This window comes from Micromonospora sp. CA-111912 (assembly GCF_050948415.1).
In the GTDB taxonomy this organism is placed as follows: Bacteria; Actinomycetota; Actinomycetes; order Mycobacteriales; family Micromonosporaceae; genus Micromonospora.
On the sequence record NZ_CP192007.1, the window covers coordinates 4,669,283 to 4,683,655 of the forward strand.

Below are 14,373 nucleotides of genomic sequence, written 5' to 3' on the forward strand. Positions count from 1 at the left end.
TGCCCCCGACCTGTTCATCGACGACACCACCAGCGCCGGCCGGGCGAGCGGTCGGGCCCGGTCACGGGAAATCGTCGGGCCTGGTGTCAGGTAGCGCGGCAAGCAGTTGCCCGGCCAGCCGCCGCACGGTGCCGTCGTCCTCCTGGTGGGCGAGCCGCAGGAGCACGTCGCGGGTGCGGTGGTCGCCACAGTAGTGCCGGGTCAGCGCGAGCAGCGCGGTGCGCCGGATCTCCCAGTCGTTGTCGTCCGCCAGCCGTAGCAGCAGGTCCGGGTCGGCCAGCGTGGCTCCCAGTTGCTCCACGGCCCGGCGCCGGACCTCGAGGGCCGGGTCGTCGCGGACCAACCCCACCAGCAGCACCCGGACCTCCGGGTCCGCCCCGAAGTGCGTGCCGAGCGCGGCGGCGATGCGTGCGCGGATCGCCGGGTCCTGGTCAGCCAGGCGGCGCATCAGCCGCAGGGTCACCGCCATGGATGCCGCCCCCTGCTCGGTCAGGCAGCGCACCGCCGCGTCGAACACCGTGGGGTCGGTGTCCGACTCGACGCACTCCAGCAGCACGTCGGTCACCGCATCGGGGCTCCCGTGCTTGCAGAGAGCCTGCACGGCGGCCAGGCGGATGCCGACGTAGCTGTCCCGGCGGGCCCGCCGGGACAACGTCTCCACCAGGCCGTCGGTCTCGCCGTACCGGGCCAGCGCCTGGGCGGCCGCGCGCAGCACGTTCGGGTCCGGGTCCCGGCTTGCCTGTTCGGCCAGGCACGCCAGCACCTCAGGGTCGGGCGGGTCGGCGAGGCGGGCCAGGCGGAGGGTGACCCGTAACCGGACGATCGGGTCCCGCTCCTGGGAGGCGCGGCTGATGAGCAGATCACGGGTCGCCTCGCCGCGCGGCGGACGGGCGGTGAGCAGGTCGACCGCGGCGAGCCGGACGCTGGCGGTCGGATCGCGGCGAGCTCGTTCCAGCAGCAGTTCTCCGGTGCGGTGGTCCGGGTACGCCTCCGCCAGCGCGCGCACCGCGGCGAGGCGAACCGTCGCGTCCTCGTCGGCACGAGCCGCGTGCCTAGCCACGTTCCATCCGGTGTCGTCGGCGCGGTCCCGGTCGATCAGCGCGGCCACGGCGGCGGCCCGCACCGCGGCGTCCTCGTCCTGCTCGATCCGATCGATCAACCGGGCTCGGCAGCGCCCCTCCGGGTCAGCTACCAGCGCCAGCCGCTGCACGGCCACCGCCCGGATCCGCGCGGAGGTGTCGGAGCAGGCCAGCTTCAGCAACAACTCGGTGCTCTCCGGGCTGGCCCGCCCGGGCAGCAGCTCGGTCACTACGCAACGCCGCACCTCGTCCGGGGCGTCGCCGGTCACCCGCTGCAGCGCCCCCGCGCAGGCGGTCTCGGCGTGATCCGGCAGGGTCAGCAGCCCTTTCAGCGCGCACTGCACCACGCCGGGGTCGGTGTCGGTGGTCAGCAACCGCTGCAGTGTCCCAGCTGCGTCCGGCAGGGTGGCGCAACGCGTGGCGAGCACTTCGGCGGCGGCCCGCCGCACCGCGGCGGCGGGGTCTTCGGTGGCCCTGGCCAGCACCTGGCGGGCGTCCTCGGCCAGCTCGGTCCGGCCGCCGAGGGACTGCACGGCCAACGCACGCACCGCGACATCGGGTGAGTCGGCGAGGTCGCGCGGCACGTCGACGTAATCGGCGTCGGCGCCGAAGTGCGCGACCAGCGCCCGTACGGCGGCCTGCCGCACCGCGGTGGAGACCTCGACCTGCGCCTGGGCGAGCAGCAGGTCCCGGCATCGGCGGCGGCTGCGGCCGGTGACGTCCAGCCGCCCGGCGGTCTCGGCCAGTCCCGCGACCAGGGTGAGGTGGGCCTGCCTCTCGCGGCCCTGCCCGAGCTCCCGGACCAGCAGTTGCGTCAACTGCTCGTCGGCGGTGGAGAGCACCACGGCGATCCGGGTGGCGAACGCGGAGCCGGAGCGCCAACTGCTCCGCACTCCGCGACGGCGGTACCACTGCAGGAAGGCGTCGCGGCCGGGCCAGCCAGGCCCGAGCACCCGGATCGAGGAGAGCAGCTCCTGCTCGGTGAGTTCCACCAGGTTGGGGTCGTCGGCGGAGATGCCGTGTTCGATCAACCGCACGACCTGGCACAGCACCGCCTCGCCCGCGCCGGCCAGTTCGACGGGCTGCGCCGCCTCCGCCACACACTGCGCGGCCAGCACCAGGTGCCATGGCGGGCCGGTCAAGTTCAGCGGTGGCCAGGGCCGATTGGCCTCGGTGGCGAGCAGGGTGACCAGGTCGTTGGCGGCCGGGGCGGGCAGGTCGCTGGCGACCAGCCGGAGCACCTCCCGCCAGGAAGGGTCGGCCCAGTGTTCGCGGAACAACACGCGCAGTTGGTCGAGGCCCCAGGCGTCCGGATCGTGCTCGAACCTGTCCACGATCTCCTCAGCGCAGAAGAACTCCAGGAACGTGCGGTGCACGAACCCGAACAGCCGCAATCCGTACCGTTCCAGGATGAAGCTTCGCTGCCGCAATTGGTCGATCATCGAGTAGGCCAGGGTGAACGCCCGCTCGTTGTCAAAACCGTAGAAGGCGACGAGGTGATCCCGGAAGATACGCGCCAATTCATCGGATTCTACGTAGTTTCCGGCCGGACCGGACCCCCGAAACTGCATCCGATACGCCAGGTGGCGCACCAGCCGGCGTTTCGCCTGCAGATCCAGCTGCGGCACGTCGCCGTGGCTCTCCCGCAGTTGTTTGGTCACGTCCCACTCGGAGATCAGTACGTCGGTGACGTGCTCGTAGAGCCGGCGCCGGTTGCGGGGCAGCGGGTGGTCCCGGCCGACGATCGCCATGAGCATCAGCAGCAATGGGTTGCCGGCGATCTCGTGCATCTCCCGGGAGCTGTGCACCACGTCGAGAATCTGTCGCCGCTGCCGGTCCGCCTCCGCCGCCGGTGTGGGCATCACGTAGCGGTACCAGTTGCCGAGGAACCGGGCGATCCGCTCGTCGTCGAGATCCTCCAGGGTGAAGTGGTCGAAGCCGGCGTTGGCGAAGGTGTGCCGCAGGTATCCGGCTGCCCGCGAGGTGACGACCGTCCGCACCCCCGGGTACTCGCTGACGAACGCGCCGATCTGGGCGGCCACCTCCTCCCGCTGCGCCGGGTCGAACACCTCGTCCAGGCCGTCGAAGAGGAACAGTGCCTGGCCGCCCTGGTGCAGGTACGCCTTCAGCACATCCTGGTCGATCCCCCCGGCCAGTCCCTGCTGGTGGCGGTGGCCGACGTAGTCCAGCAGGCCGTCGCACCGCCCGTCGCCGCAGTGCGCGGCGTAGGACCGCAGTTCGATCAGGACGGGCAGGTATCCGTCCAGCGCCGCCAGCCGGGGCTCGGAGCATTTCCCGGCCAGCGCCAGCGCCAGGTACCGCGCGGCCGCCGACTTGCCGGAGCCGGGATCGCCGAGCAGCACGATCGACCGCCGGCCCTGATCGCACACCACGTCGAACAACACCAGCGCATCCTTGGCGGCGTACTCCTCCCAGAGCCGCTCGACCTCTTCCGGGTTGACCACCCCGGGCAGCCCGCGGGCACTGCCGTCCGTGGCGGAGCCCGCCCAGCGCCACCAGGCCAGCGGCATCTCCGGCCGGGTGTCCTCGTGGACCCGGGGTTCCACGAACACCTCGGACAACCCGACCCTGAGGTAGCCGATGGTGGGGCGGGGCGAAACCGCGTCCAGCGGCACGGCCTGGTAGCTCAGCGCCAGCTGCTTGTAGTACTGGCTGCGCACGGCCTCCGGCAGGTGGGTGTCCGGGTCGGCGGGCTCGCGGGCCGGGAAGCGCCCGCTACGCACCTCGGCCAGTGCCACGGTCACCTTGGCGGCGAGGTCGTCCACCGACGAGAAGAAGGCACAGAGGTGGCGCTCCTTGAGCTCCCGGCGCAGCGCGACGACCTGCTGCCAGTCAGCGTCCCGGTCGATCATGTGAACCGGCCAGGGCGTGTCCTCTGCGAGCAGGAAGATCAGGCAGGGTTTGCCGGCGGCGAGGGCCTCGCGGTACTCCAGTTCGGTGATGGAGGACCCCTGGCCGGGCGGGCGGAACCCGTACCGCCAGGCGAACAGCCCCACGTAGAGATCGCACCGGCGCACGTCGGTCAGGCAGCGTTCCAGCGGCGGCCGGATGTCGGCGCTGTACGCCTCCATGGCCACGTCCTCGATTTCCAGACGGCGTGCCACGACGTGGACGGCAGCGCGATATTCCAGCAGGTCTTTTTGGGTGGCCGAAATGTAGACCTTCATGGGACGGCAAACTCCAGGGAGTGGCTGGCGACCGCACCATTTAAAATATCAGTTGCAGTCACATCCTTCTGGCCCGCGAATGCTCGCCACCTCTTGGGAATCCCATCAACCGTGGGCCTATGATGTCCGCCGGGACAGTTACGGGTCCGGGCAAGCCGAATCCCGCGCTCGGGAGGGGTTCCGGCAAATACACCCAGATCCACCCAAATCCGTGTGTCGGTGCAGGTCACGGCGGCGGGCATCAATCATCATGGGACCGCAGTCCGCGGGCGACCGCGGACCGGTGGCGGCGATGCGGAGGAAGCCATGCTCACGGTGGGTGAGGTGCACACCAGCCTGCTGCAGCACAGCACGGCACTGTCCCAGGAGCAGAGCTCCGAGGTGCTCAGCCTGATCGAGGGCGAGATGGTGTTGACCTCTCGGCGCCCGTCGCTCTACGCGGTGTCACCGGACGTCCGCACCGGGGTGGACTGCTGGCTACCCAGCGCCAGGCAGCGCCAGCTGCGCGGGGTGGGCGCGGTGGTCACCCGGGCCATCATCACCGGCGGCCGGATCGTACAGGCGTCCTCGGTCATCCAGGTCGTCGACGGGAAGCGCCGCCAGCCCTGGTCGCACTACCTGGCCAATCCGGGTGTCCTGGAGACGGTCGGCAAGTTGGACGCCGCGGACCTGATCGCGGGCTTCCTGCACGGCAACAACGCGGACGTGCTCAACCTCGAGGCGATCACCGGCCGGGTGATCGACGGCGTGCAGACGTCCGACCTGCTGGACCGGCGCCCGCCGCTGCGCGCGGCGCGTACCCGGCTGCGCTGGACCACGCGGGTCAACCAGGGGCCGGACCGAGAGGTCTCGGCGGTGATCACCGTGGACTCCCCCACGCTGCGTACGGTCGAACTCGTGGTCGATCCGCAGGACGTGCCGGCCGCCGTGGCCGGCCTCTGCGAAGATCTCGCGCTGCACGACTGGCTACTCACCATGCTCTCCTCCCTGATGGAGGCCGCGGTCACCCGGCCGGCCGCCGGGCAGGAGCACATCGAGCGACTGCGCCCGGTGCTGGAACACCTGCTGCATTTGTGGCTGCCGGGCGCTCGGGTCCATCCGCGGCTGCGGCCGATCTGGGACCGGCTGGAGCAGGTGCCCGGTTTCAGCCGGCAGTGGAAGTCGTCGGTCAACTGGATCCGGGACCAGATCAGCGTGAGCAACATGACCCTGCTGCGCGACCTGGCCGACCAGATGGCGGCCAACCAGCCCTGCCGGCGCTGAGGGCGCGCTCACTCGCCGATGAACACGTAGCTCAACCGGTCGACCAACTCGCTGGGCATTCGCAGGCCCTCCCCGCCGGCGCGCTTGGCGACCTGCTGCGCGACGGCCGGCGGTACCGCCACCTGGCCGAGGATGGTCCGTACGGCCAACTCCACCGGCAGGTACTGGATGTCCATCAGGGTCAGCGTGCGGTACGCACAGAACGGCGCGGCGCTCGGGTTGAGCTGGAGGATCGCCGGCAGCTCATCCCAGTTGGTGGGCAGCTCCCCGGTGAGCCGGCGCGGCTGCCGGATCGTCTCGCCCCGGTGCCGTAGCACGCCGAGGCGGGTCAACTGCCAGACCGAGGCGAGCAGCGCGCACGCCCACACCCGGGTCTGCGGCTCGCCGGACCACAACTCGATGTCGACGAAGATGGAATGCTGGGGATCGCCGGACTGCACCGCCGGGGACCACGGCCGGGGCAGGGTCATCGCCGGGGCGTCGACGTGCCCGGGCGACCGCTTGCCGTTGGAGAGCCAGCCCGACTCGCTCAGCGGTGGGCGACTGCCGGTGGTGTGCCGGGGCGGTTCCACCACCAGTGTGTCGACCACCAACTGGGCCAGATCGAGCCCGTCGTGACGGGCGAAACTGGACTCCCGGGCGACGTAGTCCAGCACCAGTCCGTGCTCCGCCGCAGCGCTCTGCACCTGCGGGATCACCTCGTGCGGCGTACCGAAACGGTGGAAGTAGTCGTCGACCATGAAGCAGGTGCTGATCCGCGGTTGGCGGTTCGGTGGCAGCCCTTGCCGGGCCAGGGCCGGGATGGCGCTCGACCAGGTTGCGATCCGCTCGAACTTGCGGCGCAGCTCCTGACACCCGTCGCCGAAGTCCTCCGCGTAGAAGTGCCCCAACTCCACCGACAGGTGCGAGTACGCCACGCTCTCTGTACGACGCACCGCAGCTGCCTCCTGGAACCTGATGTCCACGCTGATCACACAATCTCCCATGCCGTTTCGTCGAAGAGCTTCTCGGTCAAATCGACGAAGGCGTCCACGGTCTTCACGTTCGCGATCTTGCTTTGCACGTCGTGGTCCGAGATGAGCTGCTCCCGCCACTGCAGCAGAGGATCCAGCGGCACCGCGCCGAGCAGCGTGGTGCGCCCGACGCCCCGCCGTCGGGCCAGCTCCGACAGCTCCGCGTCGCACTTACGCAGGAAGGCCTGCTGCGCGAGGTCGAGGTGACCGACCTCGGGGCCTCGTGGATCGATCACCGCGGTACGGATGAACCGAAGTGACTCGCGCAGCCGGTCCGGCTCGTGGCCGTACTCCTTGCCCATCGCCACGATCCCACCCGCCTCGAAGGCCAGGTCCGAGGCCGCGGTGACGTGCTGGGGAGTCCACCGATGGAAGACCAGCCAGCGAACCGTGACCTTGCGCAGGGCCGGGGTGGCGGTCGCGGCCAGCGCGATCTGGCTGGCGTACGACCGGCCGGCACTGAGATCCACCAGGGTGAGGTCGAACTCCTCTTCGAGACGGAGGAAGAGTTCGGCGCAGCGCTTGGAGATGTCGTTGGTGAACCCGAACTCGCTGCCGTTGCGCTGCCCGGGCAGGAGCACCAGCGGACCGGACCCGGTGGGCCGCTGGCGCAGGCTGGCCCGCTCCGAGGTGCCCCAGACGTCCAACTGCTCCGGAGACGGGATCTCCCCCCGCAGGTACCGGTGCAGCCCGCCACCGTTGGGCCCCGCGCCCTCCACGCCGTTGACCGCCTGCGGGATCTGGAACGTGATGCCGGCCGTCGGCGAGCCGAAATCGTAGTCGAGGTAGCAGGTGGGGCGGCCGGACAGCGCGCTGCGGTAGGCGATGTTCGCCGCGGTCACCGAACGCCCGGTGCCGCCCTTGTGCGACGTGACGAAGACCAGCATTCAGATCCCCTCGCTGGCTTTCTGCTGCCCGGTGGCGATGTCGTTGAGCAGCAGCAGCAGGGTGTTTGCCAGGGCCGCTGCGGTGCCAGGGCGTTCGTCCACCACGAGCTGCGCCCGGCGCAGGCTGGCCCGGATGCTGCGCATGCTGCGCTGCATCGCCTCCCCGGCGAACGTGCCGCGCATCAACTCCCGGTCGAAGAGGTACTCGGCCTCGTCGATGAGGTCCTGCGCATACGTGGCGAGCCGGCCGGCTCGCGGGAACGGCCGCTCCCAGAGCAGCTGACCGGCGCTGACCAGCCCCTGCACCACCCGCTCGGTCAGGTACCAGGAGGGCGCGTCCGGCTTGGGGGCCAGCCCCGGGAAGGCGCCGCCGGCGTGATCCCACAGGCCACGGTGCCGGCCGTCGGGGATGCGCCGCAGCAGCAGGTGATCCCATACCTCATCGGCCAGTTCGAGCAGCTCGCTGCGCCGCCGGGCGTTGCTCAGCAGGCCAGCGACGGTAGTGGCCCGCTGAAGCAGCACCGTGGAGTATTCGTTGACGTTCCACGACATGATCGGCTTGGACCGGTCGGCGTTCAGGGTCACCTGCTTGCCCGGCGCGTGCACGAACAGCGCCGGCTCGTCGGGCGAGGCGCGGCGGGTGATCCGCGCCCGCTGCGCCAGCTCCACCAGCACCGAGGCGATCCGGCCGAGCTCCTCATCGCCGCGCCCGCCGGCGACCAGGCCCTTCACCGCCAGCGACGTGGCCTGGAGGGTGTAGTAGTCGGTCCGGTCGCCGTCGGTCGTCCGCCAGGGAATGTCCTCGATGGGCCACCGCCGGCGGTTGCCGAAGGTCGCCACGGTCGCCCAGTAGGTCCGGGTCAACTCCCAGCGCAGCAGCAGGGCCCGCGACAGCCGCTGCTGCTCCTCGTTGAGCAACCCGAGCAGGCGGGTGCGTTCGGAGTTCAGATCCTCGATCGCGTCCATCGCGATGACGGTGAAGTAGAGGTAGGGAGCATTCTCCGCCGAGCCCTCACGCTGCAGGCCGATCGACTCGGTGGTCGGCACCTCCTCCGCCCCGGCGATGATCCCCCAGGACCAGCCGCACTCGAACAGCATCTCGCTGTTGTCCAGATCCTCGGTCACCCGACCCGACCCGATTATGACGCTGCGCAGGCTTGCCATCGTTTCCCGCAGCTGTTCGCGCAGCGACGCCACGAGTTCCCGGCGCGGCAGCTCGTCCTGATTGATCATGTCGCACAGCCGGAGGCCGTATTCGTCGGTGGCGGTGAAGACGAAGGTGCTGAAGCTGCGAAGCAGGCCGACCATGGCCGCGGTGAGCCGCGCGCTGGCCATCTCGTCCAGGGCGTCCAGTTGCGCCAGCAGGTCGCGCCGCTGGGTGGAGTTACGGTAGACCTTGACGAAACCGATCGTTGCCAGGGCCAGCGTGACGGACACCGCGAACGAGTCGACGATGTCCAGGGAACGTTGCTCGTCGGTGAGCTCCGGGCCGCCGTCCAGCGGGGTGAGGTAGCTTCCGCCGCTGAAGGTCGGGGTGCCGGTGTCGTCGGTGTACCGCGTGAAATAGTCGATCATCACGCCGACCAGCCGGCGGGGAATTTCGATCGCGCCGCCGATCGGGCTGAGCGCCTCGATCACCTCGTCGTCGGCGCGGTCCGGGTCGTCGAGCGACAGCGCGGGGACCTTGGCCGCCGGGAGTAGCAGGGTCAGGAGTTGCTCGGCATCACTGATCGAGTTGGTGCCACTCCGACCACCCCAGTGCCATTCACCGTTCTGCCAGCAGCTGCGCACCGTGGCCCGCCAGATGTCGAGGATCTCCTGGCGCGGCTGTATCCGCACGATTCACCGCCGTCTGTTGTAGTCGCCGACCTGAAAACCGCTGGTCCTGCCGTTCACACGATGATCTACGGTGATCCATACCGACGTGCAACAACATGGTACCGGGCCAGTCGAGTGCCAATCGATTACTTCGATGGCGCGTCTGCATAACAGTCTGGGCCACACGTTCATGACCACCTCAGGCAGGCCCTTCAGCCCGTCGCAGACGAGGAAGAACACGTCCTGACACCGCGGTTGGGCAGGTCGGTCAGCACGCTCATCCAGAACCTCGCGCCCTTCGCGGCCGGCCCGTCGCGGACCTTGGCCTCCGAGCTCGGCGGGGAACGGCCGGTGCCACGATGGCGTCGATGGACACCGCCGCGCAGATCCCGTCCAACGGGCGGTGGGACCAGTCGGTCATCTCCTCGATCACCCTGTCGGTGATCCGCGAGATCCTCGCTTCGACACGGACGCCCGTAGATCTCGGCGAAGTACGCGCAGACCTTCCCGGCCGTCAAACCCGTGACATACAACGACAACACGACCTCGCCCCCCGACAAGCGCCGCTGCCGCACGATCTGGGGTTCGAACGTGATCGTGATCTGCAGGGACCAGCATCCCGCACTGCCGCACCGGGCCGCAGGTTGCCCATTCGATCACCGGAAGCCGGACCTTCGCGCTGGACCCGAAGAACAACAAGGCGATGCGCGAGGCCGGGATCATGGCCAAGGGCAGCAACCTCGCCGAATTGGCGGGCGGACGTAGCCGAGGCTGTCCCAGGTGTTGGCCCGCCGAACCGGTCGCTCTCCTCACGCACCAGCTGCAGCCCCCGCTGCACCTTGCGGGCGCATTGGACGACCGTCAGTCGGCAGCGAGTTCCGGGCGGCGCGCCGAGGTTCTCCTCGGTGAGGGCTCCCCGGCGCCAGTGACAGGACGGATGACCGGTTCGATCAGTTCGGTGAGCCGATGGCGCTGTTCCGGGTCCAGACGGCCGGTTGCCGGCAGCAGTGCGGCCCTGACCTCGCCGTAAAGCCGCTCGGTCAGTTCAAGTCCGGCCGCAGTGAGGAACACGTCAACAGCTCGGCGGTCCTCGGCGCTCTTGCCACGTGCGAGCAGCCCCCGGCGCTCGGCACGGTCGATCAAGCCGGACATCGTCGACTTGTCCAGGCCGAGGAACGTGGCCAACTCGGTCATCCGTGGCCTGCGATCACGCAGCAGGCCAAAGACCCGCAGTTGCGTCAACGACAGGTCATGCTCGGCGCCGACCCGGGTGAGTACGCCCATCACCTGAAAGGCGTTGCGGACGAGGGCGTCCACGAGAGGATCCGCGGAGACGCCCGCCGGCGCATCGGTGGTCATGTCCGCATGCTAGTTGACATGGTTCGCAATGCCAACCAAAGTTGGGAAGGTTGGTAAGACGAACTACTCAGCGGAGGTCACCGTGCTTGTCACCGCCCCGGCGATGCCCGACCCACCGGCCTGCGGGGGCCCCTGGCGGCCGCTCGCTCCGTGACCACGCTGATTGCGGGCCTGCCCGCCACCCTCATGATCCTGCTGCACTCCGCCGACCGACCCTCATTCGCGACCGTCGCCGCACTTGCCGCCATCCTCCTCGTTGCCATTTCCCGGCACGCCAGCTCACGCCGGCGGCCGGCCACACGCTTCAGCCGGGCCAGGCACTGCACCGGCCACAGTTCCCGATTCGCACCACCTCCGCCTGGCGACGACCCTCCAGCATCTCCCCCACCGAGCGCGACGCGCCCCCGGCCGGACCTGGCGTCACCGACCCAGACCCCCTCGGCGACGTCGGCGGCCCTTCGGCCGCGGCTTCCCCCCTCGTGGCATCGCCGCACGACGCCCCGCCGCCACCCTGGCCACAACCGCCACCCTCGCTCGCGGTGACCCGGAAGGTCAGCGCCGATCGAGCGGTGGGGCATCCGCCCTTGACATCGTTTGCATTACCAACCATCATCGCTCTTGTTGGTAATACCAACGACCTGGGAGGACCACATGCGCGCCGCTGTCATCACCACCTTCAACACCCCACCGATCTACCGTGAGCACCCCGAACCGGTCGCCACCGGCGAGAATGAGATGGTCGTGGAGGTTCTCGCGGCCGCACTGCACCACCTGACGAGGGCAAAGGCCGACGGTTCGCACTACTCCAGCAGCGGCGTACTGCCGCTCGTGCCCGGCGTCGACGGCGTCGTGCGCGACAACCAGGGGCGGCTTCGCTATGCGGCGCTGGAAGACACGGCCCTGGGCACGTTCGCCGATCGAACCGTGATCGACCCGCGTCGCAGCGTTCTCCTGCCGGACAACATCGATCCCGTGCAGATCGCCGCCGCGATGAACCCCGGGATGTCCTCATGGGTCGCGCTGCGCCGCCGCATCGACTTCCCAAAGGGGCAGCGGGTCCTCGTGCTCGGTGCCACAGGCAGCGCCGGCCGGATGGCGATCCAGATCGCCAAGCGATTCGGCGCCTCCGAGGTGATCGCCGCCGGCCGCGACGCCGCGCGCCTGGCCACTCTGCCCGCGCTCGGCGCCGACGAGGCGATCACGTTCGACCAGATCGAGCAGGCAGCCGACGTCGATGTCGTTCTCGACTACGTCTGGGGCGAACCCACCGGCCGGGCCATGATGCGTCTGCTCACCGCTCGCACCGACCGCAGTGTCCCGCTGACCTGGATCGAGATCGGGTCGATCGCCGGCGATCTCGCACTGGTCCCGTCCGCTGCCCTGCGCGGCGCCCAGCTGCAGATCATCGGAAGTGGCATCGGCTCCGTCTCCCCCCGCGACTTCATGCCAGAACTGCCGGAACTGGCCACTGCGGTGGCCGAGGGCGCAATCGAGGTGCGGGCCCGGCGCATCCCACTCGCGGAGATCTCACAAGCGTGGACCGCCGAGACAGACGAGCGCATCGTCCTGGTGCCGTAGTTCGCCCGGAGGATCGCCCGCTGTGGCTGCCACCACGGGCGGTCCTCCCGGAACTGGCCTGTCAGACGCGAGCAGCCCCGCCTGGCCTCCGGCAGGGCGTCCGCACCACCAAGGAGTGATTCATGCAGAAACGGGCGTTGATCGTGGGACTGGGGATCGCGGGCATGGCCACGGCGATCGGGCTACGCCGGGCCGGATGGGCGCCTGTGATCATCGAGCGGGCTCCGGAGCGCCGAACCGGCGGCTATTTCATCGGCCTGCTTCCCGACGGCAGGCAAGCAGCCGATGACCTCGGCATCGCCGACTACCTGCACACCCGCACCCCGGACAGCGGGACCGTATGGTCCCTGAACCGCGACGGGACCCGCAAACCTGGTCTGGGCTTCCTCGACCTGCCCGGACGACCGAGCGCGGTGCTGCGCGGCGACATCGAAGCCGCCCTCTGGCACGGGATCACCGAACCGGCGCCGGGTGAGAGCGACATCGAGGTCCGTTACGGCACCACACCAATGGAGATCGTCGAAGGCTGCGACCGCGTGGAGGTACGGCTCAACGACGCCGCCACCAGCACCCCGTACAACGAGTCCTTCGACCTCGTCATCGGCGCGGACGGGCTGCGCTCAAGCGTGCGCCAGATGGTGTTCGGCCCGCACGGGCGCTTCATGACGAACTGGAACGCGATGATCTGCGCCTTCCAGCTGCCCGAGCAGGTACCCGGCTTCGCTCCGCAGGACAGCATCATCAGCGCCCGCTCCAAGCGGGCGGCGTGGGTGTTCGCACTGGCCGACCGGGCACCGACGGCGCTGCTGACCTACTGCACCAAGGACGTCGACGCCGAATTCACCGATGAGCCAGTCGAGCGTTTGCGCACGGTCTACCAGGGCATGGACGATCCTGTGGTGCGGTACGTGCTGGACTCCTTGCCGCAGGCCACCGACTATCTGTTCGACTCGGTGCACCAGGTGCGGATGCCGCGGTGGAGCCAGGGACGGGTGATGCTGCTCGGCGATGCGGCGTGGTGCCTGAACCTCTACTCGGGAATGGGAGCCAGCGCCTCCCTCAGGGGCGGCGCTGAACTCGGCCGGGCGTTGCGAGAGAACCCCGACGACATCAACACCGCCATGGGCATCTGGGAAGCCCGACTACGCCCGTTCATCACCAAGCACCAGCGCACCGCCCGCCTGAAGCAACAGATGCTGGTCCCGACGAACCGCTGTTTCGCGGCGTTCCGCTCGGTCGTCGTGGGCCCCGCCGCCAGGGTCCGGCACCGCGCTGTCGCCCGGAAAGGCCATCCAACTGGATACCTGACCGAATCAGGCGGTACAGATCGCCGGACACAGGCCGACGGGCGGTCCGCACGCATGGGCGAGGAGCAGGTGAGGCTGCCGTCGCCGGGTGTGACGTCCGGCCCGGCGGCCGGTGGGATCCGCAAAACGGGTGAAGAAATGCGACACAAGGTGTCAGGTTTTGGGGTGAAAATGGTGTCACCGGTCCGCGTCGACGGTGGTCGTGGACCAGGCACCACGGACAGATAAGGATCTCCATGCGCGAAACGCCGGAAGAGCTCAATGAGCTTCAGGCCCTCCTTGACGCCTCCCTCTCCCGCTCCACCTCGCACCTCCGATCGATCATCAACAGCGAACGCAGCCTCACCGCCGAGCAGCTCACCCAGGTTCTCACCGGCATGTGCACCCTCGCCCTGGCCACCGTCACGGCGAAGGGCGAGCCGCGGATCAGCGGCGTGGACGGGCACTTCCTGCACGGGAAGTGGCACTTCGGCACGGCGCGCGGCGCCGCCAAGGCACGCCACCTCGCCGTCCGGTCCGCCGTCAGCGCCGCGCACATGCGCGGTGAGGACCTCGGCGTGTTCACGCACGGCACGGTGGAGATCCTCAATCCCCAGGACGGCGAGCCGGCCGAGGACTGGCCGGGCCTGCTCGCGTACTTGAAGGACTTCTACGGCGAAGACTCCTTCGACTGGGACAACGACATTGTCTACTACCGGCTGCATCCGCACTGGATGACCGTCTACGCCCCGGACATCGCGAAGCTCACTGCGGCGTCCCAGTCCTGATCCGCAGGCACAGGTCGCATCGGGCCCGGGCTACTCACCGACATGGCCCGCGCCGCCAGACGCGCCAACCGCCGCCCACACGACCTCATCACCGCCGTGACCAGTGGAAACCCC

9 protein-coding genes and 1 pseudogene are annotated in these 14,373 nt (G+C 69.5%); 4 read left to right on the plus strand and 6 right to left on the minus strand.

All coding sequences use genetic code 11. The features are described 5' to 3' along the window. Positions 1–61: 61 nt before the first annotated feature. On the minus strand, positions 62–4,204 hold the full coding sequence (locus tag ACQPZO_RS19410) for a HEAT repeat domain-containing protein (RefSeq protein ID WP_433342888.1): 4,143 nt from the start codon (positions 4,202–4,204) through the stop codon (positions 62–64). 369 nt (positions 4,205–4,573) lie between these two features. On the opposite strand from ACQPZO_RS19410, the gene ACQPZO_RS19415 reads away from it, so the two are divergent. Beyond that, positions 4,574–5,530, plus strand: coding sequence for an SCO2521 family protein (locus ACQPZO_RS19415; protein ID WP_433342889.1), 957 nt, complete (start codon positions 4,574–4,576; stop codon positions 5,528–5,530). Between the two features lie 8 nt (positions 5,531–5,538). Here ACQPZO_RS19415 and ACQPZO_RS19420 read toward each other — a convergent pair whose 3' ends face one another. The 5 genes and pseudogenes from ACQPZO_RS19420 to ACQPZO_RS19440 form a co-directional block, all read right to left on the minus strand. Continuing rightward, a complete protein-coding gene (locus ACQPZO_RS19420; RefSeq protein WP_433342890.1) occupies positions 5,539–6,465 on the minus strand; it encodes an SCO2522 family protein in 927 nt (308 codons plus the stop codon). Between the two features lie 35 nt (positions 6,466–6,500). After that, entirely contained in the window at positions 6,501–7,430 is a 930-nt protein-coding gene (locus ACQPZO_RS19425) for an SCO2523 family variant P-loop protein (RefSeq protein WP_433342892.1), read from the minus strand. Beyond that, positions 7,431–9,269, minus strand: a complete 1,839-nt coding sequence (locus tag ACQPZO_RS19430; RefSeq protein ID WP_433342894.1) for an SCO2524 family protein — start codon at positions 9,267–9,269, stop codon at positions 7,431–7,433. It lies immediately after the preceding gene. Positions 9,270–9,425: 156 nt separating this feature from the next. Then, positions 9,426–9,841: pseudogene (locus ACQPZO_RS19435) on the minus strand (transposase); the annotation flags it as partial. A 268-nt stretch (positions 9,842–10,109) separates the two neighbouring features. Further along, positions 10,110–10,607, minus strand: a complete 498-nt coding sequence (locus ACQPZO_RS19440; protein WP_433342895.1) for a MarR family winged helix-turn-helix transcriptional regulator — start codon at positions 10,605–10,607, stop codon at positions 10,110–10,112. Between the two features lie 651 nt (positions 10,608–11,258). Between ACQPZO_RS19440 and ACQPZO_RS19445 the strand changes: the two genes are divergently transcribed. The 3 genes from ACQPZO_RS19445 (at position 11,259) to ACQPZO_RS19455 (ending at position 14,259) form a co-directional block, all read left to right on the plus strand. Further along, entirely contained in the window at positions 11,259–12,185 is a 927-nt protein-coding gene (locus ACQPZO_RS19445) for a quinone oxidoreductase family protein (RefSeq protein WP_433342897.1), read from the plus strand. A 122-nt stretch (positions 12,186–12,307) separates the two neighbouring features. Beyond that, on the plus strand, positions 12,308–13,720 hold the full coding sequence (locus tag ACQPZO_RS19450) for an FAD-dependent monooxygenase (protein ID WP_433342899.1): 1,413 nt from the start codon (positions 12,308–12,310) through the stop codon (positions 13,718–13,720). A gap of 8 nt (positions 13,721–13,728) precedes the next feature. Continuing rightward, positions 13,729–14,259 (plus strand): pyridoxamine 5'-phosphate oxidase family protein, encoded by a 531-nt coding sequence (locus ACQPZO_RS19455; RefSeq protein ID WP_433342900.1) that lies wholly within the window; start codon positions 13,729–13,731, stop codon positions 14,257–14,259. The last annotated feature ends 114 nt before the right edge of the window (positions 14,260–14,373 follow it).

Coding starts and splice junctions, on each gene's coding strand:
- ACQPZO_RS19415 (WP_433342889.1), top strand. CDS start 4,574: ATGCTCACGGTGGGTGAGGTGCACACCAGCCTGCTGCAGCACAGCACG.
- ACQPZO_RS19425 (WP_433342892.1), bottom strand. CDS start 7,430: ATGCTGGTCTTCGTCACGTCGCACAAGGGCGGCACCGGGCGTTCGGTG.
- ACQPZO_RS19440 (WP_433342895.1), bottom strand. CDS start 10,607: ATGACCACCGATGCGCCGGCGGGCGTCTCCGCGGATCCTCTCGTGGAC.
- ACQPZO_RS19445 (WP_433342897.1), top strand. CDS start 11,259: ATGCGCGCCGCTGTCATCACCACCTTCAACACCCCACCGATCTACCGT.
- ACQPZO_RS19450 (WP_433342899.1), top strand. CDS start 12,308: ATGCAGAAACGGGCGTTGATCGTGGGACTGGGGATCGCGGGCATGGCC.
- ACQPZO_RS19455 (WP_433342900.1), top strand. CDS start 13,729: ATGCGCGAAACGCCGGAAGAGCTCAATGAGCTTCAGGCCCTCCTTGAC.